This window comes from Sphingorhabdus pulchriflava (genome assembly GCF_003367235.1).
GTDB classification, from domain to species: Bacteria; Pseudomonadota; Alphaproteobacteria; order Sphingomonadales; family Sphingomonadaceae; genus Sphingorhabdus_B; species Sphingorhabdus_B pulchriflava.
Window position 1 is genome coordinate 1,431,256 of sequence record NZ_QRGP01000001.1, and the last position, 21,898, is coordinate 1,453,153.

Here is a 21,898-nt window from a genome sequence, read left to right on the forward strand (position 1 = left end):
ATTATGGCGCGCTCAGGTACACCGATTGCGAGGTGGAGCTTATGGCTTCGGCCACTCATAAGTTCCGTTCTCCTCCTGCTCATCAGCGTGATCGGACTGGACCTGTATTTGGCATTACAGGCATCCTCATCCCGACAAGCGCTAGGCTTTGTCTTGCTGGTTCGCTTGCCAATTGTCTTTTATCTGGCTGCGATATGGTCGATGCGCTTGGCGACTTCGCAACTTGCACAAGGCGTGACATTCGACCGACTCTTACCAAAGATGCTCACACGTGTGGGTTGGGCACTAGCCTTAGGGGCAGTATCCTCTGTCTTGATCAGCCCGTTGCTGCAACGGGCAATGCTTGGAAACCACTTCGGTGGACTGGCAGCTTTTGATCCCGCAGCCATCGCAGTCGGACTGGTCGGCCTCTTGCTTGCCATTTTGGCTCGCTTGCTCGAACAAGCCGCAGATATGCGTTCTGAACTGGATGAGATTCTCTAATGCCAATCCAGATCACATTGGATGCAGTGCTGACTAGCCGGGGAATAACGGGAAAGCAGTTGGCAAAAGAGGTAGGTCTTAGCGAAACCCAGCTGTCGTTATTCCGTTCGGGTAAGGTACGGGGAATTCGATTTTCGACACTGGCGAGGCTCTGTGCAATTCTCAACTGCCGCCCGGGTGATTTGATCGATTATGACTATGATCCTGCCGACATCGAAGCATCAGAAGATAGCTAGCGCAATCGATTAATTATCGTGACCCAAAACTTGATGCGTTTTTTAGCAACTACACCGACTTCCCCGCCCAAGGCATTCTGTTGCCGCTACACCGCCAAGGCAGCAGCGGTCCCACTCGCCCAGGCCCATTGGAAGTTATAGCCGCCCAGCCAGCCGGTGACATCGACAGCTTCGCCGATGAAGTGCAGGCCGGGGACGGTTTTGGCCTCCAGCGTCTTTTGCGAGAGGCCATCGGTGGCAATGCCGCCGCGGGTGACTTCGGCCTTGGCATAGCCCTCGCTGCCATTGGGGTGGAAGATCCAGTTATCCAGCCGCGCGCCCGCTTCGGCCAGTTTGCGGTCGGATTGGTCGGCAAGGTTGCCATTCAGCGCCAACTGCCCTGCCAGCGCCTCTGCCAATCGCCCGGGCAAATGCCGTTCGAGCGTCGAACGCACCGTCGCGCGCGGGTTGGCGCGTTTGGCCTCAGCCAACAACCCACCCGTATCGGCTTCTGGAAGGAAATCGATCTGTATCGGCTCACCATTGGACCAATAGCTGCTGGCCTGCAGGATGGCGGGGCCTGACAGCCCCCGATGCGTGAATAAAGCGGCTTCGCGGAAAGCGGCCTTGCCGGCTGTCGCAATCACCTCGGCGGACACGCCCGACAATTCGCGGAACAGTACGTCGTCGCCGCCCAGCGTCAGCGGCACTAGCGCCGGGCGCGGTTCGACAATTTTCAACCCGAACTGGCGGGCGAGATCATAAGCAAATCCGGTCGCGCCCATTTTGGGAATGCTGGGTCCTCCCGTCGCGACAATCAGGCGCGGCGCATTTGCAGACAGATTGCCATAGGCAACGCGGAAACTGCTGCCGTCATGCGACACATCTCGTACATCCAGACCAAAGGCAAAATCGACGCGGCCGCCAAACACAACAGCCTTGTCACATTCGTCCATCAGCATCGAAACGATTTGCCGAGCGCTGCCATCGCAAAACAACTGACCCAGCGTCTTTTCGTGAAAGGCGATGCCGTGCGATGCCACCAGATCAATAAAATCCTGCGGCTCATAACGCCCCAGCGCCGATTTGGCGAAATGCGGGTTAGCAGAAATATAGCGTTCTTGCGCATTCTGGCTGGTCGCATTCACATTGGTGAAATTGCAGCGCCCGCCGCCGGAAATCAGGATTTTCTTGCCGGGACCTGAGGCATGATCAATCACCAGCACCCGCCGCCCGCGCTGCCCCGCAGTCAAGGCACACATCAGCCCTGCGCCGCCAGCGCCTAGGATGATCGCATCATAATTTCCGGCTTTCATCCAAACGCCTTGGCATGGCATAGAGAATAGATGAAGAAATTTATCGCTTTGCTCGCTCTGGGTGCGGCCGCCGCCCCGTCCTTTGCCAATGATAGTAGCGCCGCCATCGGGCTTGGCGGGCTAGAACTGACCCACAATGACGCTATCAGCATGGACAGCGAAGACCTGTTTCTCTCGCGACAGCTGGTGACGGTGAAGTACCGTTTCACCAACACATCTGCCAAGGATGTCGAAACGCTGGTAAGCTTTCCTCTGCCGCCTTTGCCGAATGGAATTGAAGGCTATATCGACGCGCCGTCCTTCTCCGACTGGCGCGAGCAACTGGAATTCAAAACGTTGGTTGACGGGAAGCCGGCAGAGCTCGGCTATCACGAGGTGCTAACTCTAGCGGGCAAACCCGATGCGAAAGGCGTGGAGGCGCGCCTGACGACGCTGGGATGGCCAGTCAAGCATTGGGATGATTATGAATTCAGTGAGAAATATGTCGACAAGCTGACCCAGGCCGAAAAGGATTCACTGGTTGCCGAGGGGCTGCTGCGCAAGGAGGCGGACAGTGATTATTATTCACCGAACTGGCAGATTCAGGCGCATGTAACGCGCAAACAGGCCTTCCCTGCAGGCAAGACGATCACGGTCGAACATAGCTATAAGCCGATCGCGGGTGGCAGTGTCGGTGGTATGCTAACCCCCGAATATCGCAAGGAAAGCGAGTATTTTAAGGAGTATCAGGCCGCCTACTGTATCGACAGCGCATTCCTCAAAGGCTTTGACAAGCGCATATATGCGGAGCGCGCCAAAGTCAAGGCGCGCGGCGATGAATATGGAGTCGCTTATGTCGAACACTGGCTGGACTATGTGTTGAAATCAGGGGCCAACTGGAAAGGCCCGATCAAGGACTTCCGCCTTGTGGTCGACAAGGAAAAGCCCGGCAATCTGCTCAGCTTCTGCATGGATGGGGTGAAAAAGATCAGCCCGACGCGCTTTGAGGTTCGCAAGTCCAACTTCGAGCCTACGCGCGACATCCAGATTCTAATTGCGGAGTTTTACGACCCCAATGCCCAATGATGCGAATGTTTCGCATCTGCTGCCTAGCTGTGCTATGAGTCTCGATACGGGGGGCTTTCCGGAAAGGAAATTTGCCCATGCAACGTTTCGAAGATCATGACGAACTGACGGAAACCGAAGCCAGCGGCGGTGTAAAGGAACATGGTGTGCGCTATGTTCTCGGCATATCGCTGTTTCTGGCAATTGTTCTGCTGTCGATAATGTGGATCATCCCGGCGGCGAATAGCAGCGGCTAAACCATTGCCATCGGCGCGGCTTTGCGGCAAAGGCGCTGCCCATGACTGACAGCAATAATCTTCCGCCCGACCGCCTTTCGATTCACCCCTTCAGCGAATATTTCGATCAGGACGCGCTGTCGCGCGGCATCGGGATCCGCTTCAAGGGCGAGCAGAAGACGACGGTTGAGGAATATTGCATTTCCGAAGGCTGGATAAAGGTTTCCGCTGGCAAAAGCCGCGACCGTCACGGCCGCCCGATGCAACTGACCCTGAAGGGACCGGTTGAGGCTTGGTACGAAGATTTGGGCGACCACGCCCCGGTCGCCAAAGCCTAGCTTTTCGGGAAAATCGCAATCAATTTTGCGATCTGGTCGTTGATCGGATCAAGTTGATCGTCTTGCGTCTTACCGAGACGAACAATTGTCAGACGGTGTTGTGGCGAAACCACCACGAACTGGCCCAGATGGCCGAGGGCCGCAAAAACGTCAGATGGAGCCTTTCCCGGGAACAGAACCTGATCCCTGCCCTCTGGCCGCCTTTTGTTGAGCCACAGATGCCCCCCATAGGCCGGATCGTTGGCGCTCGACATCTTCATGAACCGCGTCCAGCTGGTTGGTAGCAGTTGCGCCGAGCGCACCGAGCCATTGTTGCGCAGAAATTCGCCGAACTTTGCCCAATCCCGGGCGGTAGCGTGAATCATACTGCCACCCAGCATTGTACCGCTACGATCAAACTCCGGCACCGCGCTGGTCATACCCAATGGTTCAAACAAACGACCACGGGCATATTCGAGCATCGCATTGCGTCGAACGACCGGATCGCTGCTGTCAGTCAATGTCCGCGTCATGATGTCGGCCAATATGTGGCTGGTCGCGGTGGAATACTCAAAATGGCGTCCCGGTTCGGCCTCCAGGTTGCGCTTCTCCGCATAGCGCGCGACATTTTCACGACCATCAAGGAACAGCAGGCGGGTGGTATCAGCTTCGTATATGGCTTTGTCGCCCTCCGCCATTTCGGTGTGATCGAGACCCGATGACATGTGCAACAATTGGCGCAATGTAATCTTGGCACGCGGATCGCCCGGACTGGACCATTCGGGAACCGGAGCGGGATCATCGAGTACCAGCAAACCATCCGCCACCATCATGCCGATAAGCGTGGCCGTTACACTTTTTGCCATCGACCAACTGATCAGGCGGCTATCTGGTCCGTAACCGGGCGCATAGCGTTCTGCGACCACCCTGCCGCCATGCATAATGACGATGGCGCGGGTTTCCTCCAACGCTGGATCCTCGAAAAAGGGTGCGATGGTCGACGCAAGACGTGTCTTCCCGGGGGCAGCATCATCGGCAATATTTTCAATCGCCGGTAAAGTGTCCGCAGGCTTGGGTTCGGCTTCACCGCCGCAACTTGCGAGCAGCAATGAAATGGCGGTTGCGCCAAGAGGCAATTTGTATCTAGGCATGGCGCGGATGAATGCACCAGGAAGGCAAGCCATGGCAACCGCAACTTCAAAGCCGTCTGCAAAAGCCGTCTGGCCGCTAGCTAAGAAAATCAAATTTGGCGCGGCGGCCATTGGCGCGTTGCTTGTCCTCTGGCTCGTCTTTAACTTTACCGATATCAAGGCGCAGGCGAAACTCGGCGCCTCCTATGGAGCCCATATCGCCTGTTCATGCCGCTATATCGAGGGTCGGTCGTTGGCGTCTTGCAAAAAGGATTTCGAACCGGGAATGGAACTGGTCTCGGTCAGCGACGATCCGGAAAACAAGCGCGTAAACGCTTCAGTTCCTTTGCTTGCCGAGGCTGTTGCCGAACGACGCGGCGAATTTGGTTGTGTTCAATTGAACGAGAAAGAAATTGCGGAACTCGATTAAGCGGCAGCTTTAGGCTTGGTTGACCACAATATGGCTGCCGCGATAAGTTCAATCGCGCCTCCAGCAATAGCGATCAGACCTCCCGAAGGAAGCGCCAGCCAAATCCCGGCAAATCCGATTGCCAGCAAGACGAAGCCCAGAACAATATAGTGGCTAAGACCATATATGGTCTTGAAAGTCAGATAGCGCGCTCCAACGGCCATCAAAGCAATAGCAAAAAACCAGGCTGGCTTATCTCCGCTGACAAGATAGCCGGCAAAGAGTCCCAAAAGGATTATAGGCACGGTCAATAGCCCAATCATTTCAAGACTGTTTTCAGCGCTGACCGCCGGTCGTTTCAAAATCTGCCGAACGATTAGTGTGGATAGTGGGTGGATCGCCATCCCACCAAAAAACAGCACAGCCATGGCAAGACGTGGATCCAGACCGAGAGCCGCAATCCCGGAAGCCAGCCAAACCATGCCAGATACTGCCACGCCAATCGCGCCATTCGCATAGGATGAACACAGCTCTTCCTGAGCAGCTTTAATATTCATGGATACTCCCCCATGTGAATCACTATCAATAGGCTTAAACTAAGCAGGCTTCGGCACCTGCCGTTTCTTCAATCCAACCACCGCCCAATACCCTGTCGCCTTCATAGAGCACTGCAGCCTGCCCCGGCGCGACTCCATATTCGTCTGACGCAAAGCGCAGCCATTCGCCGTCCATCGTAGCGGGAACAGGCTTGGCAAGCGAACGCACCTTGGCCATCACCTGACGTCCTTGGACATCCGAAAGCCAGTTGGGTTCGACGATACGGGCCGCACTGACAGCCAAGGCCCGCTTTGGCCCGACGACGACCGCCTGCGTTTGTGGATCGAGGCGGACTACATAGAGTGGCTCAGAAAGTCCGCCGATTTCGAGCCCGCGTCTTTGCCCCACCGTATAATGAATCAACCCTTTGTGCCGTCCGAGTTCGCGTCCTTCCATATCGACGATGGGACCATCACTGTCCGCTTCAGGCCGAATTTTACGGACTACCGCAGCATAGTCCCCCTCAGGTACAAAGCAGATATCCTGGCTGTCAGGCTTGTTGGCGACGACCAAACCCATGTCCTGAGCGATTTCACGCACCGCAGTTTTGGGCATACCGCCCAACGGGAAACGCAGAAAATCCAGTTGTTCCCCGGTTGTTGCAAAGAGGAAATAGCTCTGGTCACGGGCCGGATCGAGCGCGCGATGCAGCTCCGGTCCTGACCCGCCTTCGATACGCCGGACATAATGTCCGGTCGCCAGGCAATCGGCGCCCAATTCCTTGGCAAGGCGAAACAAGTCGGTGAATTTCACACCCATATTACAACGCACGCACGGAATAGGGGTGCGGCCACGCATATATTCATCGGCAAAATGGTCGATCACTGAATCCCGGAACCGGCTTTCATGATCAAAAACATAATGCATGATGCCCAGCCGGTCGGCGACAGCGCGTGCGTCGCGTATATCCTGCCCGGCGCAACAGCTGCCGGCGCGTTTTACGGCACTGCCATGATCATAGAGCTGGAGTGTGACACCGATGGTCTCCGCACCAGATCTCGCAGCGAGTGCCGCAACCACGGACGAATCGACGCCGCCCGACATCGCGACCACGATTCGCTTTCCCGACAGATTCGGGCCCAGTTGGAAATCCGCAGAGGAAGTTAATGCATTCATGATGTGCGCATATGATGCGGTTTGCCCAAATTATCCAGAAGCCGCGTGCAATTTCTCGTTTCGAAACAGATTTGGCAGCTAAAAGATAACCGCTGTTAACCTCACCTAATGCGAAGTGAATGTGACTTTTACCAGACGTTATGCGTCACAGTGTAAAAGCACGTCATGGATTTGAGTTTCAGCAACCAATTTGGAAAAGCCGCAGCGTCTCCGCCTGTGAACATAAAGTTCACACGGATAATTGCCACGGCTGTCGCTCGCCAGCTGAGCGGCAAAAGTTGCACCTATAACTTTGGTTCGACGCAAAATTATACCGGCACACCGGATCCGCTGCAGGACCGTATCGATTATTTTTCGAGTCGTCGAAATGCTGCAACTCGTTGTAGAAATGGGGCTTTTCTGCCCGATGCGGGCGACGAAAGCAAATCGATGAATAAAGATGAAGTTGGCATTTACCCTGCTGCTTCAGCGATTGGCAAACCATGTTCAGACATAAATGGTTTGCCGGATTTACCGGAATATCTGCGGGGCATGGAAAATCGAGGACGTAATGATTGAAAACCAGAAAATCCGACCTGCGCAAGTGGTAGGCCCGCTTGGGGAACCGCTGACCGTTGATTCGTTGCCGCCGCCGGAAACGACCCGCTGGGTCGTGCGCCGCAAGGCAGAGGTTGTAGCAGCCGTTAACGGTGGGCTGCTGACCATCAGCGAAGTGTGCGAACGCTATGGCCTCACTTTGGAGGAATTTGCTTCGTGGCAGCGCGCCATCGATCGTTCAGGAATGCCGGGGCTGCGAGTAACGCGAATTCAGCACTATCGCGACCTATACGAACGCCAGCAAAAATACTGATTTTCGCAAATGCGAACAGGGAAGCCCGGTTTAGCCGGGCTTTTTTGTTGTCCGGTGTAAACTGTTTTAGTCAGCTAAATCAGTATTTGCCTTCCAGCGCACAGCGATTATGATTCCCGAAGGCAATTGAGATGCCTTAAATGAGCAGGAGGACATTCTATGGGTTGGATAATTGCAATCATCGTGGGCGGCATAGCCGGTTGGTTGGCCAGTAAAGTGATGAACCGTGATGCTTCCATGGGCGTAATCTGGAACGTAGTTGCCGGTTGCGTCGGGTCTGTCGTAGGCAACCTCATCGCCAACCAGTTCGGCATCGTTGGCAGCGTAAAAGAATTTTCGATCACGGGTCTGGTCGTCGCCTTTGTTGGCGCGGTGATTGTACTAGGCATCCTCAATATGGTGCAGCGCGGCAAAGTCCGCTAATTTTCGATCCGAAAATTGTTACAAGGCCGGGGCAGATTCTGCTCCGGCCTTTTTATTTGTCCTAGTCCGTTTCAATGTCGTTTGTCGAAAATCGTCGCAACGGCAATTTTTGGGCTGTTTTCCTTGGCGACTGGCCGTATTTGTCTAGCTGTACCGGCAGAATCCCGGCTTGCACCCGGTGATTTATTGCAATAATACACCGACAAACGATACTCACCCCAATCTCCCACACGCGGCGACCCGGATGGACAGAATAATGAACTACGAAACGAGCATAGCTAGTGACACCGACTTGTTGGATCCGGAAGGCGCGGCAAGCAGTCGGCGCAAGCGCAATCTTATCATCGCGATTGTATTGCTCACGGCCGCAGCAATGGCTGCCGCCTATTTCTTTTTTGGCGGAACAAGTACCGAAGAAGAAGCGGCTGCAGCCGCGGATAAACTGGGTCAGGCGCAGACAGTATCGGTTGTAGCTCCGGGACGTGAAACCGTTGCGCGCGCAATTTCAGCGACAGGCACTTTGGCTGCCCGCCGCGAAATTCCAGTTGGCGTTGTTGGTGAAGGCGGCCAAGTGTCGCAGGTATTTGTCGATGCCGGCGATTGGGTCCAGCAAGGACAGGTTTTGGCCAGCATAGAGCGCTCGGTCCAGTCGCAGCAGATTATTGGTCAGGAAGCGCAAATCAACGCCGCCCGCGCGGACCTGCAATTGGCACAAAACGAGCTCGACCGTGCAATGCAGCTTGTCAGCAGGGGTTTCATCTCAAAAGCTGATGTCGACCGGAAAACGGCGACCCGTGACAGTGCGCGGGCCCGCGTCAGCATAGCGGATGCCCAATTGCGCGAGCTCCGCGCCCGCACCGCGAGACTCGATATTCGTGCGCCTGTTGGCGGTTATGTACTCGAACGCAGCGTTGAACCCGGCCAAACGGTGAGCCAGGGCAGCGGGGTATTGTTCCGTATGGCCAAAGGCGGTGAACTGGAACTGCAAGCTCAACTGGGCGAAACCGAATTGGCGATGATCTCCGTAGGCGTACCGGCAACGGTTACGCCCGTCGGCAGCGATCGTCAGTTTAACGGCACGATCTGGCAGATTGCACCCACCATCAATCAACAATCACGTCAAGGCATTGCCCGCATCGCCCTGCCCTTTGACCGTGCTCTAAAGCCGGGGGGGTTCGCTGCTGTTGAAATCAAGGCGGGCGCTGTCACCGCCGCAGTGCTGCCTGAATCCGCAATTCAGAATGACCGCGACGGAAGTTTTGTCTATATTGTGAATAAGCAAAACAAGGTTCAGCGTCGGGCAGTCAAAACCGGCATCATTACCCAGCAAGGTATTGCGATTAACGAAGGCCTCGACGGAACCGAACGCGTCGTTCTCTATGCAGGCGGCTTCCTTAACCCGGATGAAACAGTCAAGCCAAAGCTGGTCAAAACCGCTGCGCAGAGTGCTGCACGATGAACTTCCGGAACATTTCTGCATGGTCGATCCGGAACCCGGTCGTTCCCATCGTCTTGTTCATTGCGCTGACAATTGCTGGCGTGATGGCGTTCAACAATATGGACGTCCAGAACGACCCCGACATTGAATTTCCGGTTGTCGTCGTTGCGATATCGCAGCCGGGTGCCTCGCCGGTAGAAATCACCACGCAAATCACCCAGAAAGTGGAGTCTGCGATCCGCAGCGTGCAAGGCGTGCGCAACATCGATGCGTCGGCCTCCGAAGGCAATACCTCGGTCAGTGCCGAGTTTGAAATTGGCGACGATATCAACGCAGCTGTCAGTGAAGTCAAAAACGCCGTTGACCAAATCCGAGGCGACCTGCCCGATGGCATCCTGGAGCCCCAGGTTTTCAAGGTTGCCACATCAAGCGACCCGATTGCCTATTTTGCAGTCGAAGCGTCGGATATGACACTGGAACAGCTGAGTTGGTTCGTCGACGATACTGTTTCGCGGCGCCTACTTGCGGTCGAAGGCATGGCCTCAGTCAGCCGTAATGGCGGGGTTAACCGTGAGATTCGTGTCATCCTTGATCCGGGCAAGATGCAATCGCTTGGGGTAACCGCAAGCCAGATCAACTCGGTTTTGCGTCAGCAGAATCTGAATGCAGCTGGCGGTCAGTCGGAAATAGCCGGTTCGCGCCAATCGGTTCGCATCCTTGGAAATGCTGCCAATGCCTATGAATTGGGTCAGCGCAATGTAAGTATCGGCGGCGGTCGCTCGGTCAAACTGTCCGATGTTGCCGAGGTCACCGACGGCTATAGCGAGCAACGATCTATGGCCTTTGAAGGTGGCCGTCAGGTTGTCACATTCGGCATGTCGCGTGCCAAGGGTGCCTCTGACGTGACCGTGTTCGACAATGCCACAGCTGAAATGGAAAAAATCGCCAAGGAAAATCCGGGTATCAAGTTCACCCCGTTGTTCAACAGCGTCGCTTACACCAAGGCCCAATATAAAAGCTCGATGGCGGCGATGATCGAGGGCGCATTGCTCGCGATCGTCGTGGTATTCCTGTTCCTACGCGATTGGCGGGCAACCATCATTTCGGCAATTGCCATTCCGTTGAGCGCCATTCCCACATTCTGGTTCCTTGACCTGATGGGGTTCACCTTGAACACCATGTCGCTATTGGCTCTGGGCCTCGTCGCGGGCGTGTTGGTCGACGATGCTATTGTGGAAATAGAAAATATCGTTCGACACATGCGAATGGGAAAATCCGCCTATCAGGCATCCATTGACGCCGCCGACGAAATCGGCCTTGCGGTTGTTGCCACGACCTTCTCAATCGTTGCCGTGTTCCTTCCTGTGGGCTTGATGCCGGGCGTAGCAGGACAGTTTTTCAAGAATTTCGGCCTGACGGTTGTTGCGTCGGTGCTCATGAGCCTTGCCGTCGCGCGTATGATCACCCCGATGATCGCCGCCTATTTCCTGAAATCTGGCGGGATTGCTGAGCATGGTGAAGGTCCTCTGATGGACCGTTATATGAAAATCCTGCGCTGGTCGCTGGGCCATCGTCGCTGGATGATGGGCATCGGAGTCCTTGCGTTAGCACTCACCATTGTTCTGATGATTGTCCTACCCAAGCAATTTTTTCCCGATGGAAATCAGGATTTCACCCGCATACGCATTGAAATGGTGCCCGGTACTACGCTGGAACGGACCAAAGAGGTTTCGGATGAAGTTGTTGCCATCATAAACAAGGAGCCTGAGGTAAAAACCGCATTGCAGCGCGTGGGTGAAGGCAGCGGAAATATCTTCATTACACTCCACGAAGAACGAGATCGCACAAGCCAGGAATTCGAAGAAGCGCTCACTCCGGTCTTATCGAAAATTGCTGACGCACGCGTGTCCTTCCTGACATTCGGCCCTGGCGGCGGTGGCTCCGGACGCGATGTTTCGGTCATGCTGTCGGGTTCAGACCCGGTGCAGCTCGACAAGACAGCTCAACGTCTTGTCGAAGAGATGAAGTCGCTCAAGGAACTGCGTGCGCCGCGCATCGCCGCCGATCTACAGCGTCCCGAGTTGATTATCACGCCACGGCTCGACCTTGCGTCGCAATTGGGTGTCACTACCGTCGCGCTCAGCCAGGCCATACGCATCGCGACTTTGGGCGATATCGATCAGAACAGCGCCAAATTCTCGCTGTCTGATCGTCAAATCCCCATTCGCGTCATGCTGGCCAAAGAATCGCGTCAGAATATGGCAAACATCCGCAACTTGCCGGTTCCAACTGCAAATGGCGGTTCGGTTCCGTTGGAACGCGTCGCGGAAATCACCTTTGGTGCAGGCCCTACCACCATTCAACGTCGGAACCAGAATTTCCGAATCTTTGTCGGCGCCGATTTTGCGCCGGGAATTGTCTCATCCGATGCAGACGCCAAGATCAACAACCTTCCTGTGATGAAGAACCTGCCCACGGGCGTGTCACGCGCGCCCTTTGGCAGCCAGGAATGGGAGCAGGAAATGCAGCGCGACTTTGGTATTGCGCTGATTTCAGGGACACTGCTGGTGTTTGCAGTGCTTGTACTGCTCTATCGGCGCTTCATGTCGCCGTTGGTCAATATGGGCTCGCTTCTTCTGGCGCCGCTTGGCGGGATGCTTGCGCTCGCCATCGTCGGTCAGCCGATCTCTATGCCTGTGTTCATTGGCGTACTCATGCTTTTTGGTATTGTTGCCAAAAACTCGATTCTGCTCATCGACTTTGCCATCGAAGAAATGGAACGTGGTGTACCAAAGTTCCAGGCCATCATGGAAGCTGGCCACAAGCGTGCACAGCCAATCGTGATGACGACCGTTGCCATGACGGCAGGTATGATCCCGACAGCCTTATCACTCGGCGGTGACGGGCAATGGCGCGCGCCGATGGGAACCGTGGTGATTGGCGGCCTGATCGTTTCGACATTGTTGACGCTGCTTATCGTCCCGGCTGGGTTCAGTCTTGCTGACGGATTGGAGAAGCGTGCCGGGCCTTGGCTGCGCGATCGTCTGCTGACGTTCAAGCCCGGCGACGATGCCGACGATCCAGAAAGTCGTTCGAAATCAGGTGGGCCATCGACAGGCATCGCAACGGGATTGCAGCCTGCGGAGTGACTTTACTTTCATGGCGCGCTAAGCGGTTGCTTGAATGGTAAAATCGGTCAGCCAGCTCAATCAGGCAGAACGCGAGCGCTATACGTGGCGCGATGACGAACTGCGCAAGATGCGTCGTATCGCCACGGCGTTGCTGATCCTGATGGCGCTGCTGTTTGTCGCTGGCATCCATCTCGAGCGCAATGTGCATCCACACTGGGGCTTTTTAACTGCCTTTGCCGAAGCTGGCATGGTGGGTGGTCTGGCGGACTGGTTCGCGGTTACGGCCCTGTTTCGTCATCCGCTCGGCATTCCCATCCCGCACACGGCGATCATCCCGAACAACAAGGAACGCCTCGGCAGAACGTTGGCGGGTTTCCTGCGCACCAACTTTCTACGCACCGGCATAGTTGCACGCAAAGTACAGACGATGGATGTCGCAGGCGCGATGGGGCGATTCCTGACAACGCCGGGGTCCGGCGAAGGCCGGATGCGGATGGGGGCCTCTCGGCTGCTCGGCGACATTGTCGAATCGCTCGATGACGAACGGCTGGGCGGCATCGCCAAGGGTGCGGTGCGCACCCAGCTCGAAAAGCTGGATATTGCGCCGCTGCTTGGACAGTTGCTGGCAGCGATGATCAAGGAGCGGCGACATTTACCCGTGCTTGATGGTATCATCGCCTGGGCCGCCAAGACGTTGGAAGCCAATGAGCATATCATCCGCGCCATGGTTGAAGAACGCGCAGGCACTATCATGCGCTGGACCGGGCTTGATGACCGTCTGGCCAATGCCATCGTCACCGGCCTTGAAAAGCTGCTCGGCGACATGGCCGAAGACCCGGACCATCCCTTGCGTGAAAAGGGTGAAGAAGGGCTGGAAAAGCTGGCGTACAATCTGCGCCATGACAAGGAATTGCAGGCGAAGGTCAATCACTGGAAGCAAGAACTGCTCAAGAACCCGGCTTTCGCAAAATGGATTGACGGGTTGTGGGGGCAAGGTCGCGATGCTTTGCTGAAGGCCGCGCGCAATCCCGATGCAGCACTGGCAGGAAGCTTTGGTGAAGCCTTGACAAAATTGGGCGCCACTCTGCAGGATGATGAAAGGCTGAAACGTCAGATCAACCGCTTCGCCCGCCGCGCCATCGTCGGCACGACCGAAAATTATGGCGACCAGATTGTAAGTCTGGTTTCAGATACAATTGGCGGGTGGAATGCCAGCACAATCACCGACCGTGTTGAAAATGCCGTTGGTAGCGATCTTCAATTCATACGCATCAACGGCACGTTGGTTGGCGGGCTGGCCGGGATCATCATCCACACCGTTTCGCTGCTGCTCTGACGTTCAATTCGCCGCTTTGATCATATCCTCGATGCGAACGAACTTCTCGCGCGGAGCCCCTTCTCTGGCGCGGGCAATTTCGGCTTCCTCAATCTTCTTCCAGTCGGAAAATTTGACGATTTGAACGCCGCGTTGTTCGAGTAGCGCATCGAGTGCAGCACGCCCCTGCTTGCTTGCTCCATCTCCAATATCTTCGGCAACAGCCTCGATGATCATATAGCCATCGGGGCGATTGGTACCGATCGTCCCAGAAGGCCCGCGCCTTGCCCAACCAACGCAGTATAGCCCCTGCAATATGCGGCCTTCGACATTAGCAAAGCGACCGCGGCCATGCTCATAGGGCACGCCTTCGATTGAGGGCGTCTGATAGCCAATACAAGCGACGACCATCGAGCAGTCGATCGCATAAGTTTCGCCGGTTCCCCGGCTGCGCAGTTCGCTGTCGAGTTCGGTGCGCTCGACGATGATCCTCTCGACTTTGCCATCGCCCTCAATGGCAACAGGTGCTGCAAAGAAATCGAACTCGATCGATATCGGCTTGGTCGCCCTATAGCTCTCAGGGATCGCCGCAAATTCGCGCAGGCAGGTCACCGATTTGCGCATGCCAGGTTCAAGCAGCATGTCTTCGCCCGCATCGGGCAGATCAGCGCGGTCAACATAAGGGCAGGCACGTTCCAAATGCCCCAATTCGCCCAGTTCCTTGGGCGTCATCGCGATCTGGTGCGGCCCGCGACGGCCGAGGATGGTTACCTCTTCGGTATTTGCTGTTTCGAGCATATCGAGCGCGTGGCTTACGATATCGGAACCGCCAAGTTCGACTCGGGTTTTGGAAAGGATACGTGCGACATCAAGCGCAACATTGCCATTGCCGACAATCGCAACATGCTTGCCGTCCAATGGAGGCTCAAGATCTGCGAAATCTGGGTGGCCATTATACCATCCGACAAATGCCGCACTTCCAAAGACGCCGGGCAAATCTGACCCGGGGATGCCCAGATCACGGTCATTCGGCGCTCCGGTCGCCAGTATGACTGCATCGTACATACCCAGAAGCTCGTCTATCGATATATCCTCACCTACCATGACATTGCCGACGAAGCGCACGTTGTCGGATAGCGCCACACCTTCATAACGCCGCGATACCGCTTTGATCGATTGGTGATCCGGCGCAACGCCGAAACGGATAAGGCCATAAGGCACCGGCAGTCGATCGATTACATCGACGCGGACATCATCGCCAAATTGTTTTTGCGCGGCCTCGGCGGTGTAATAGCCTGCGGGGCCTGACCCGATGATTGCAATGTGACGCAAGCGCTCCCTCCTTCACTTGCCCGCCAACCTTAAGGTCAGCCTCTTCTTCGGATTCGGAGCATAAGCAGCGAAAATGTAAATGCAATCAGGCTCATCCAGCCGAAAGCGCTTTTCCCCCGCTTCTTATCCGCCTAATGCTGCCGATATGAGTATAAAACTTTCAATCCTGTTGGCAGCAACCGCGCTGTTGCTTGCCACAACGGCTTGCAAGCAGGTTGCAAAACAGGATGACCGCCCGGAAACTTCACAGGAATTTCCCCGTGCTGATCGGGCGGTTTCACAAACGGGTGACACAGAATTTTCGACGGAAGCGGCGCGCGACGAGGCGGGTGAAGCCACCAAATTAATGAACTGGGCGGCAATCGAACCGGGAATGACGGTTGCCGATATCGGCGCTGGTGAAGGCTATTATACGGTGCGGTTGGCAGAACGTGTAGGCGTAAAAGGTCGTGTTCTGGCGCAAGACATCAACCGCGGCGCGCTTGATCGGCTGGGCGAACGGATCTCGCGCGAACGCTTGGATAATGTTGCGATCAAGGAAGGTGGCATTGACGATCCACGCCTGCCCGCGAATAGTTTCGACCGCATCTTCATGGTGCATATGTATCATGAGGTGACCGAGCCTTATGCCTTCATCTGGCGACTGCGCAGCGCGCTGAACGCGGGTGGGCAGGTTATCGTCGTTGATCGCGATCGTGCGACCAAGCGGCACGGCATTCCGCCAAAGCTGCTGTTTTGCGAATTTGACGCCGTCGGCTACCGCTTGGTCGAATTTGCCGAACGGCCCGAAGTCGGCGCTTATTTCGCCCGTTTTGAACGCAAAGGCAAAGCCCCTGCCCCGGCTGCAATCAAGACCTGCAAAGAAACTGCGAAACGCAGTTAGGCTGCCTTCTTTTTCGCTTCCTTGGGCCGATCGAGGAATTCGCGCATCGCGGTGATACTTTCCTCAACATGGCTGAGCATGAACAGGTGCCCGCCATCGTCGATGATGAACAACTCGCTGTTCGGGATCAGCATTTTCAGGAAATGGCCATTGGCGACCGGCACGATTTGATCATCGCCACCCATCATGATCAGCGTATCATGCTTCATGAAAGGCAGGAAAGGTGCACTGGTCCAACCCAGCATCGCCAGCAACTGATAGAAATAGCCGGTCTTTGACGGCGGCTTAATACGGCCAATATGGCCTTCAGAGCCATCATCTGTTCCGCCGTACAAGGTGTTGAAATGCTTACGCATGAAGTCCGGGTCGATATAGCGGCGTGGGTCAGCCATCTTGATCAGTGCTTTGGGGTTTCCTGGCACCATCAGCATCCCAGCCGTGGTCGCCGCTAGGATCAGGCGGTTGACGCGCGGGCCGTTCTGCAAAGTGAATTGCTGCGCCATGGCCCCGCCCCAGCTGACGCCCATGACATCGACCTGCGCCATGTCGTAGCGGTCGAGCAGTTGCTCCGAAATCCGGCCCATCATCCACGCGTTATAGGGTACCATCGGCTCTGGCGAGCCGCCAACACCCGGCATGTCAAAAGTCAGGAAATCGCGATCGGGCAGCATATGCGCCAGTGGTGCCATCGCCTCGATATTCGCGCCAATGCCGTTGAAGAACAGCAGTGGCAGCTTGTCGGTTTTGCTTTCAGCCTTCCAGTGCGCAACGCGCAGATTGCGCCCGTCCACCTGCTCCATGCTGAAACGCGGCTCGCGTGTTTTGGTCATGTTTGTTCCCCTGCTGCCCGGGCCGCTGCGGGCGTTTTTTGTTGCGTCGCAGCATAGCCTGCGACGCGCTTTACGCAAGCGTCAATCTAGCACATAGAGGCCAGGCGCATTTTCCATCGGCGGATGCGCTTTGCTTCCGCAAGCCGATGGTGCTTTCACCTTTTTGCCAGATCTTTCGGCCAGCCATTCGGTCCAGAACGGCCACCAACTGCCTGCATTTTCCTCTGCACCTTTCATCCACGCCTTGACGTCAGCAGGCGGCTTACCCTTGGTATTGCGCCAATATTTAGCCTTGGGATTGCCGGGAGGATTGAGAATGGCCTGCATATGGCCCGCCTGGCTCAGCACAAATTCGACATTTTTGGCGCCAAACAATTGGGTCGACCGATAACAAGCCTGCCATGGCGTGATATGGTCGGTGGTTCCGCCCAGGATGAACATGTCGCCCTTGACTTTGGTCAGATCGAGCGTGTGACCCGCAATTTCAAAGGTGCCAGGGGCGGCGTAGGCATTGGCCTCAAACAGTTCGAGAAAATCACCCAGCAGGCTCGCCGACAAATTGGTCGCATCGGCGTTCCAGAAGAGGATATCAAACGCTGGCGGATCATCACCAAGCAGATAGTTGTTGATGACATAATTCCAGATCAGGTCATTGGGCCGCAACCAGGCAAAACCACGCGCCAGACTGCTGCCTTCAATCACGCCCTTCTTCGCCGCGCGCTGTTTGGCGAGGCTGATGCCGTTATGGCTAACAAGCGAGCTGGCCTCGGTATCACCCGGCTTTGGCTCAAGAACGCAGACCATCATCGTGATCGCATTGATCCGGTCGTCGCCATCTGCTGCCAGACGTGAGCAGAGCACCGACATGGTTTGTCCGCCCGAGCAGCCGCCCGAGACGTTGACCTTGTCGCTTCCGGTAATTTCGCAAACCACATCGACGGCCTTGCGACACGCCTCGATATAGTCGCCCATGCCCCAGATGCCCTGATCATGGGTCGGGTTGCGCCAGCTGATCACAAAGGTCTGGAAGCCATGCTCAACCTGCCATTTGATGATGCTCTTTTCCGGCGACAGATCGTTGATGTACATCTTGTTGATTTGCGGCGGGATGGTGAGCTGCGGGATTGCGTACACTTCGTCGGTCGCGGGCGTATACTGAATCAGTTCAAACATCTCGTCGCGGTAGACGACCTTGCCGGGGGTGGTCGCGATATTCTCGCCCAGCTTGAACGGCTTTTTGTTGACCTGGCTGACCATGCCATCGTTGTGGACCATGTCGTTGTAGGCGTTCTGCAGGCCCTTGATAAGGCTCAGGCCGCCCGAATCCACAAGACGCTTCTGCGCGGTCGGATTGCCGATCAGGCTATTGGTCGGTGCAAGCGCATCAATGACCATCTGGCTGACGAAATTGGCGCGATCACGCTCGAGCGCATCAAGCTCAAGATCCTCGATCCAACCCTTGATACCCTTTTGCACCGCCAGATAATATTGCGCACCGGCTTTGAAGAAGGGATTGAAGGTCCAGGCCGGATCCATGAAGCGCTTGTCTTTGGGGTCTGGTGCCAGATCGGATTTGCCGGTCATGATCTTGACCGCATCTTCGGTCAGGCCCGACATAGCCTTGAATGCGCTGTTCGGATTGGCTGCGGTCTGCCGAAGCATAACACCGATGGCACCGGCAAAATCTTCACGCGCCAACCCAGCGAGAGGCCCGAGAGCCATGGTTGCATCATTGGCCGCATCGAAGGCGCTTTCAGGGATCGTTCCGAGCCCCTTCTTTTTGCCACCGCTGGTTTTCGCTTTTGCTTTCTTTTCAGCCATCTGAGCAATTTCTCCTCTTCCTCAACCAAAGAAATTGCACTTCGCGCAGACAAGGTCAATCGACGAAAATCAGTGCCGTTTCGTCTGGACGCATCGTTGCACGCCCGATATGCGCAAATATGGATGGGAGGCGTTCAACAAATGTCGGAATTTTCATGGGTTGCAGACCCGGCGTCGGGTATCCGACAGCGCTTCGTCGAAGCCAATGGACAACGCTTTGAACTCGCAGAGGCAGGCGATCCGAAATCGCGCAAATTTGCGATCTTGCTACACGGTTTTCCCGAACTGAACTTCTCCTGGAGGCACCAGATGCCCGAATTGGCTGCGCAGGGCTGGCGGGTTTGGGCTCCCAATATGCGCGGTTATGGAGCTTCATCCAAGCCGGAAGGCGTACCAGCCTATCGAATGGATCACCTAATGGCTGACGTGGCTGCTTTGATCGATCTAGCCAAAACACAATCTACCACCGACGAAGTGATGCTCGTCGCGCATGATTGGGGCGCGGTGATCGCGTGGACTTTCGCTATCCAGAAGATACGTCCGCTTGACCGGCTGGTGATCATGAATGTGCCCCATCCCAAATGTGCTGAGCGTGAGCTGAAATATTGGCGGCAGAGAAAGAAGAGTTGGTACATTTTCTTCTTCCAACTGCCCTGGCTGCCGGAAAAGATGATGCTGGCCAACGATGCCAAAGCGGTGCGCGGTGCATTCTTCAATACAGCGGCGAACAAGGATCGTTTCCCGCCGCATGATCTGGATATTTATGCCAAGGCAGCGCAGCAGCCCCGCGCTATGCACTCAATGGTCAACTATTACCGCGCGCTGGTGCGCTATCCCGAAGCCCGCGAGGTGGGTGACGCAATGGTCGATACGCCGACGCTGGTCATCTGGGGTGAAAATGACATGGCGCTCGACATACACTTACTCGACGGGATGGAGGCGTGGGTACCAAATCTCAAGGTCCACCGTCTGCCGGGCATTTCGCATTGGGTACAACAGGATGCGCCAGAGGACGTAAATCGCCTGCTTGGACAGTGGCTGGATAGCCCTGCCCGATGAGCGGGTTAGAAATTGCTGCTGTTCTGCTCGGTATCGCCAACATCCTGCTGATCATTCGGCGTTCAGTCTGGAATTACCCGTTCGCTATCGCAATGGTATCGCTCTATTTCGTCATCTTCCGTGATGCGAAACTGTACAGCGATGCTGGGCTGCAAATCTTCTTTCTCGCGGTGAACGCTTTTGGCTGGTGGAGTTGGCACCGCAACAGGGCCGATAGAGGAGAAATTTTTGTAGAAAGACTGGACGGCCAATCACTCCTCTATTGGATATTCGGCTCGCTGTTGGCGATTGCCGCCTGGGGCACGTTCATGGCAACCAACACCGATGCCAGCTATCCCTATTGGGATGCGGCAGTCGCCATGTTGTCGGTCGCTGGACAGATATTGATGACGCGACGCTATCTGGAAAACTGGCATTGGTGGATAGCCGTCAATGCGATCTCGATCCCGCTTTATCTCGTCAAAGACCTCTATTTGACGGCGGGACTATACGCGCTTTTTCTGGTTCTAGCGATTGCAGGCCTGGTTGAATGGCGCAAGGTGCGGTTGGCTCAGAAACTTTAAGGCCAAAGTCTCCAAATATGCGGCGATCGGACGGAGAAGGGCTGGGACCCTGTCATGGGTCGCTATAAGCCAAAGTCCTTGCCCTCCCCCGTCACAGGCGTAGACCGCCTTGTTGCGAATGATTGCAGCAATTTCGCAACAAGGCGCTATCCATTTAGGTAGGGCGGTGCTAAATCTTTCGTTATGGAGGGTCGACATCTGCTTGCGGCATATGATGCTGTGATTTCAGACATATATGAGGCTGCGCTATCGCCCGCGCATTGGGACGTCGCGCTCACGTCGCTGATCAGCCATTTTAGCCCGCCGCGTTGGGATGTGGCGATGCTGGTCTGGGAAAGGCTGCATCCGGCCACCGGCCGCTTCATTGGGGCCGCAGGGGTCAATGACTTCGCCCGTGCAGGCTATATTACGATGTTTGCCGGACGGCAGGCGTGGAGCATGGCCGGCCACGGCATCCCTGTCGGTCAAGTCGTGCACAGCGACGAAATAGTTGCACGCGACCGGTTCAAACAGGATGAATTCTACAAAAGTTTCCTATCCAACTGGGATATAGAAGTGTCGATCATCGCCTCGCTCGACCGGCACGGGCATGACCATCTGGGCCTTTGCATGCCAGGGCCGGATCAACGCGATACCAGTGGTCTACGTGAAGCTGTAACTCGGCTGGTTCCGCATATCCAGCGCGCCAGCCGGATCAGTCGCCGGATCGGAGAAGCCGATTTGCGCGCCGCCAATGCGGAGGCGGCACTGGATGCCTCTCCCTCGATTGTCCTGTCGCTCGGTCCCGATCTCGAACTGCTCCATGCAAATGCGACGGCGCAGCGATGGCTGGAAAAGACGCAAGGGCTGGTCGCCGCCAATGGCAGGGTACGATTTGCCGATCGCGAAGCGCAGGAACGGCTTGCAAGATTGGCGCGCGGCGAAAGCGATGCGCGTACCGAGAATATCCCGATTGATGATGGCGGGCACACCGTCTTTCTCGTCGCAATGCAGGTCGATCCGCAAGTAGGTGCCGGCTTCGCAGTCGCAAAAGGCGGCGCGTCGGTGCTGCTCGTTGGTGGCGGCAGGCGTGATGTTTCAGATGAGATCATTGCCCGGTTGCGCGATTGGTTCGATCTCACCCCGTCCGAAGCCAAAATTGCTGCCTATGTCGCCGACGGCAAGACGATGGAGGAATATGCCCGCGACCGGGGCGTTTCTGTCAACGCCGCGCGCTTCCTGATGAAGGGCGTGTTCGGCAAGACCGGGGTTGGCAGGCAGGCTGAACTGGCAGCGCTTTTGCGCGAGGCACCTTTGAACTGGCAAAGCCCGATAGACCGGTTTCTAACCGCACATTAAGGTCAGGATCTGGCGATACTACCTGAACGGGTAGCGAAATCGACCGCCTGAA

Annotated in this window: 23 protein-coding genes; 16 read left to right on the top strand and 7 right to left on the bottom strand. The window is 55.9% G+C overall.

What is annotated here, in order from left to right; translation table 11 throughout:
- Positions 1-3: 3 nt before the first annotated feature.
- Both DXH95_RS07125 and DXH95_RS07130 read left to right on the top strand, forming a co-directional pair.
- Positions 4-483, top strand: coding sequence for a DUF2975 domain-containing protein (locus DXH95_RS07125; RefSeq protein WP_115548686.1), 480 nt, complete (start codon positions 4-6; stop codon positions 481-483).
- Positions 483-719: a helix-turn-helix domain-containing protein gene (locus DXH95_RS07130; RefSeq protein WP_115548687.1), complete on the top strand. Its 237-nt coding sequence runs from the start codon at positions 483-485 to the stop codon at positions 717-719. The genes DXH95_RS07125 and DXH95_RS07130 overlap by 1 nt, the downstream gene beginning before the upstream one ends.
- 86 nt (positions 720-805) lie before the next feature.
- Here DXH95_RS07130 and DXH95_RS07135 read toward each other — a convergent pair whose 3' ends face one another.
- Positions 806-2,014: a BaiN/RdsA family NAD(P)/FAD-dependent oxidoreductase gene (locus tag DXH95_RS07135; RefSeq protein ID WP_115548688.1), complete on the bottom strand. Its 1,209-nt coding sequence runs from the start codon at positions 2,012-2,014 to the stop codon at positions 806-808.
- Positions 2,015-2,044: 30 nt separating this feature from the next.
- Here DXH95_RS07135 and DXH95_RS07140 point away from each other — a divergent pair, with 30 nt between their 5' ends.
- From DXH95_RS07140 to DXH95_RS07145, 3 genes are all read left to right on the top strand, one after another.
- A complete protein-coding gene (locus DXH95_RS07140) occupies positions 2,045-3,079 on the top strand; it encodes a DUF4424 family protein (RefSeq protein ID WP_115548689.1) in 1,035 nt (344 codons plus the stop codon).
- Between the two features lie 77 nt (positions 3,080-3,156).
- On the top strand, positions 3,157-3,315 hold the full coding sequence (locus DXH95_RS16085; RefSeq protein WP_181883590.1) for a hypothetical protein: 159 nt from the start codon (positions 3,157-3,159) through the stop codon (positions 3,313-3,315).
- Between the two features lie 41 nt (positions 3,316-3,356).
- The gene (locus DXH95_RS07145; RefSeq protein ID WP_115548690.1) at positions 3,357-3,632 is read left to right on the top strand and encodes a DUF3297 family protein; all 276 of its coding nucleotides are present in this window, start codon (positions 3,357-3,359) and stop codon (positions 3,630-3,632) included.
- Here DXH95_RS07145 and DXH95_RS07150 read toward each other — a convergent pair.
- The gene (locus tag DXH95_RS07150) at positions 3,629-4,762 is read right to left on the bottom strand and encodes a serine hydrolase domain-containing protein (RefSeq protein ID WP_115549448.1); all 1,134 of its coding nucleotides are present in this window, start codon (positions 4,760-4,762) and stop codon (positions 3,629-3,631) included. The genes DXH95_RS07145 and DXH95_RS07150 overlap by 4 nt on opposite strands.
- A 31-nt stretch (positions 4,763-4,793) precedes the next feature.
- On the opposite strand from DXH95_RS07150, the gene DXH95_RS07155 reads away from it, so the two are divergent.
- Entirely contained in the window at positions 4,794-5,171 is a 378-nt protein-coding gene (locus DXH95_RS07155; RefSeq protein ID WP_239016570.1) for a hypothetical protein, read from the top strand.
- Here DXH95_RS07155 and DXH95_RS07160 read toward each other — a convergent pair.
- Together DXH95_RS07160 and mnmA are read right to left on the bottom strand one after the other, a co-directional pair.
- Positions 5,168-5,707: a DUF7010 family protein gene (locus tag DXH95_RS07160; protein ID WP_115548691.1), complete on the bottom strand. Its 540-nt coding sequence runs from the start codon at positions 5,705-5,707 to the stop codon at positions 5,168-5,170. The genes DXH95_RS07155 and DXH95_RS07160 overlap by 4 nt on opposite strands.
- A 34-nt stretch (positions 5,708-5,741) precedes the next feature.
- Positions 5,742-6,863: a tRNA 2-thiouridine(34) synthase MnmA gene (mnmA, locus tag DXH95_RS07165; protein ID WP_115548692.1), complete on the bottom strand. Its 1,122-nt coding sequence runs from the start codon at positions 6,861-6,863 to the stop codon at positions 5,742-5,744.
- Positions 6,864-7,028: 165 nt separating this feature from the next.
- On the opposite strand from mnmA, the gene DXH95_RS07170 reads away from it, so the two are divergent.
- The 6 genes from DXH95_RS07170 to DXH95_RS07195 all read left to right on the top strand — a co-directional run bounded on the left by DXH95_RS07170 (position 7,029) and on the right by DXH95_RS07195 (position 14,041).
- A complete protein-coding gene (locus tag DXH95_RS07170; protein WP_115548693.1) occupies positions 7,029-7,421 on the top strand; it encodes a hypothetical protein in 393 nt (130 codons plus the stop codon).
- A complete protein-coding gene (gene sciP, locus DXH95_RS07175; RefSeq protein ID WP_115548694.1) occupies positions 7,414-7,713 on the top strand; it encodes a CtrA inhibitor SciP in 300 nt (99 codons plus the stop codon). The genes DXH95_RS07170 and sciP overlap by 8 nt, the downstream gene beginning before the upstream one ends.
- Before the next feature lie 159 nt (positions 7,714-7,872).
- A complete protein-coding gene (locus DXH95_RS07180; RefSeq protein WP_115548695.1) occupies positions 7,873-8,136 on the top strand; it encodes a GlsB/YeaQ/YmgE family stress response membrane protein in 264 nt (87 codons plus the stop codon).
- Between the two features lie 256 nt (positions 8,137-8,392).
- Positions 8,393-9,595 carry an efflux RND transporter periplasmic adaptor subunit gene (locus DXH95_RS07185; protein WP_115548696.1) on the top strand — a complete coding sequence of 401 codons (1,203 nt, stop codon included), beginning with the start codon at positions 8,393-8,395 and terminating at the stop codon, positions 9,593-9,595.
- Positions 9,592-12,723 carry an efflux RND transporter permease subunit gene (locus tag DXH95_RS07190; protein WP_115548697.1) on the top strand — a complete coding sequence of 1,044 codons (3,132 nt, stop codon included), beginning with the start codon at positions 9,592-9,594 and terminating at the stop codon, positions 12,721-12,723. The genes DXH95_RS07185 and DXH95_RS07190 overlap by 4 nt, the downstream gene beginning before the upstream one ends.
- A gap of 109 nt (positions 12,724-12,832) precedes the next feature.
- The gene (locus tag DXH95_RS07195; protein ID WP_115549450.1) at positions 12,833-14,041 is read left to right on the top strand and encodes a DUF445 domain-containing protein; all 1,209 of its coding nucleotides are present in this window, start codon (positions 12,833-12,835) and stop codon (positions 14,039-14,041) included.
- 3 nt (positions 14,042-14,044) lie between these two features.
- Here the strand turns inward: DXH95_RS07195 and DXH95_RS07200 are convergent, their stop codons facing one another.
- The gene (locus DXH95_RS07200) at positions 14,045-15,352 is read right to left on the bottom strand and encodes an FAD-dependent oxidoreductase (protein ID WP_115548698.1); all 1,308 of its coding nucleotides are present in this window, start codon (positions 15,350-15,352) and stop codon (positions 14,045-14,047) included.
- A gap of 145 nt (positions 15,353-15,497) precedes the next feature.
- On the opposite strand from DXH95_RS07200, the gene DXH95_RS07205 reads away from it, so the two are divergent.
- Positions 15,498-16,235, top strand: coding sequence for a class I SAM-dependent methyltransferase (locus DXH95_RS07205; RefSeq protein WP_115548699.1), 738 nt, complete (start codon positions 15,498-15,500; stop codon positions 16,233-16,235).
- Here the strand turns inward: DXH95_RS07205 and DXH95_RS07210 are convergent.
- Together DXH95_RS07210 and DXH95_RS07215 are read right to left on the bottom strand one after the other, a co-directional pair.
- Positions 16,232-17,065, bottom strand: coding sequence for an alpha/beta fold hydrolase (locus DXH95_RS07210; RefSeq protein ID WP_115548700.1), 834 nt, complete (start codon positions 17,063-17,065; stop codon positions 16,232-16,234). The genes DXH95_RS07205 and DXH95_RS07210 overlap by 4 nt on opposite strands.
- Before the next feature lie 81 nt (positions 17,066-17,146).
- On the bottom strand, positions 17,147-18,886 hold the full coding sequence (locus tag DXH95_RS07215; RefSeq protein ID WP_115548701.1) for a PHA/PHB synthase family protein: 1,740 nt from the start codon (positions 18,884-18,886) through the stop codon (positions 17,147-17,149).
- 141 nt (positions 18,887-19,027) lie between these two features.
- On the opposite strand from DXH95_RS07215, the gene DXH95_RS07220 reads away from it, so the two are divergent.
- The 3 genes from DXH95_RS07220 to DXH95_RS07230 all read left to right on the top strand — a co-directional run bounded on the left by DXH95_RS07220 (position 19,028) and on the right by DXH95_RS07230 (position 21,846).
- The gene (locus tag DXH95_RS07220; protein WP_115548702.1) at positions 19,028-19,945 is read left to right on the top strand and encodes an alpha/beta fold hydrolase; all 918 of its coding nucleotides are present in this window, start codon (positions 19,028-19,030) and stop codon (positions 19,943-19,945) included.
- Positions 19,942-20,508, top strand: a complete 567-nt coding sequence (gene pnuC, locus DXH95_RS07225; protein ID WP_115548703.1) for a nicotinamide riboside transporter PnuC — start codon at positions 19,942-19,944, stop codon at positions 20,506-20,508. Before DXH95_RS07220 ends, pnuC begins: the two co-directional genes overlap by 4 nt.
- A gap of 183 nt (positions 20,509-20,691) precedes the next feature.
- Positions 20,692-21,846, top strand: coding sequence for a helix-turn-helix transcriptional regulator (locus DXH95_RS07230; RefSeq protein WP_115548704.1), 1,155 nt, complete (start codon positions 20,692-20,694; stop codon positions 21,844-21,846).
- Positions 21,847-21,898: the final 52 nt, after the last annotated feature.

Coding starts and splice junctions, on each gene's coding strand:
- DXH95_RS07220 (WP_115548702.1), top strand. CDS start 19,028: ATGTCGGAATTTTCATGGGTTGCAGACCCGGCGTCGGGTATCCGACAG.
- DXH95_RS07125 (WP_115548686.1), top strand. CDS start 4: ATGGCGCGCTCAGGTACACCGATTGCGAGGTGGAGCTTATGGCTTCGG.
- mnmA (WP_115548692.1), bottom strand. CDS start 6,863: ATGAATGCATTAACTTCCTCTGCGGATTTCCAACTGGGCCCGAATCTG.
- DXH95_RS07140 (WP_115548689.1), top strand. CDS start 2,045: ATGAAGAAATTTATCGCTTTGCTCGCTCTGGGTGCGGCCGCCGCCCCG.
- sciP (WP_115548694.1), top strand. CDS start 7,414: ATGATTGAAAACCAGAAAATCCGACCTGCGCAAGTGGTAGGCCCGCTT.
- pnuC (WP_115548703.1), top strand. CDS start 19,942: ATGAGCGGGTTAGAAATTGCTGCTGTTCTGCTCGGTATCGCCAACATC.
- DXH95_RS07205 (WP_115548699.1), top strand. CDS start 15,498: ATGAGTATAAAACTTTCAATCCTGTTGGCAGCAACCGCGCTGTTGCTT.
- DXH95_RS07170 (WP_115548693.1), top strand. CDS start 7,029: ATGGATTTGAGTTTCAGCAACCAATTTGGAAAAGCCGCAGCGTCTCCG.
- DXH95_RS16085 (WP_181883590.1), top strand. CDS start 3,157: ATGCAACGTTTCGAAGATCATGACGAACTGACGGAAACCGAAGCCAGC.
- DXH95_RS07135 (WP_115548688.1), bottom strand. CDS start 2,014: ATGAAAGCCGGAAATTATGATGCGATCATCCTAGGCGCTGGCGGCGCA.
- DXH95_RS07150 (WP_115549448.1), bottom strand. CDS start 4,762: ATGCCTAGATACAAATTGCCTCTTGGCGCAACCGCCATTTCATTGCTG.
- DXH95_RS07180 (WP_115548695.1), top strand. CDS start 7,873: ATGGGTTGGATAATTGCAATCATCGTGGGCGGCATAGCCGGTTGGTTG.
- DXH95_RS07145 (WP_115548690.1), top strand. CDS start 3,357: ATGACTGACAGCAATAATCTTCCGCCCGACCGCCTTTCGATTCACCCC.
- DXH95_RS07185 (WP_115548696.1), top strand. CDS start 8,393: ATGAACTACGAAACGAGCATAGCTAGTGACACCGACTTGTTGGATCCG.
- DXH95_RS07230 (WP_115548704.1), top strand. CDS start 20,692: ATGGAGGGTCGACATCTGCTTGCGGCATATGATGCTGTGATTTCAGAC.
- DXH95_RS07155 (WP_239016570.1), top strand. CDS start 4,794: ATGGCAACCGCAACTTCAAAGCCGTCTGCAAAAGCCGTCTGGCCGCTA.
- DXH95_RS07210 (WP_115548700.1), bottom strand. CDS start 17,065: ATGACCAAAACACGCGAGCCGCGTTTCAGCATGGAGCAGGTGGACGGG.
- DXH95_RS07195 (WP_115549450.1), top strand. CDS start 12,833: ATGCGTCGTATCGCCACGGCGTTGCTGATCCTGATGGCGCTGCTGTTT.
- DXH95_RS07190 (WP_115548697.1), top strand. CDS start 9,592: ATGAACTTCCGGAACATTTCTGCATGGTCGATCCGGAACCCGGTCGTT.
- DXH95_RS07130 (WP_115548687.1), top strand. CDS start 483: ATGCCAATCCAGATCACATTGGATGCAGTGCTGACTAGCCGGGGAATA.
- DXH95_RS07215 (WP_115548701.1), bottom strand. CDS start 18,886: ATGGCTGAAAAGAAAGCAAAAGCGAAAACCAGCGGTGGCAAAAAGAAG.
- DXH95_RS07160 (WP_115548691.1), bottom strand. CDS start 5,707: ATGAATATTAAAGCTGCTCAGGAAGAGCTGTGTTCATCCTATGCGAAT.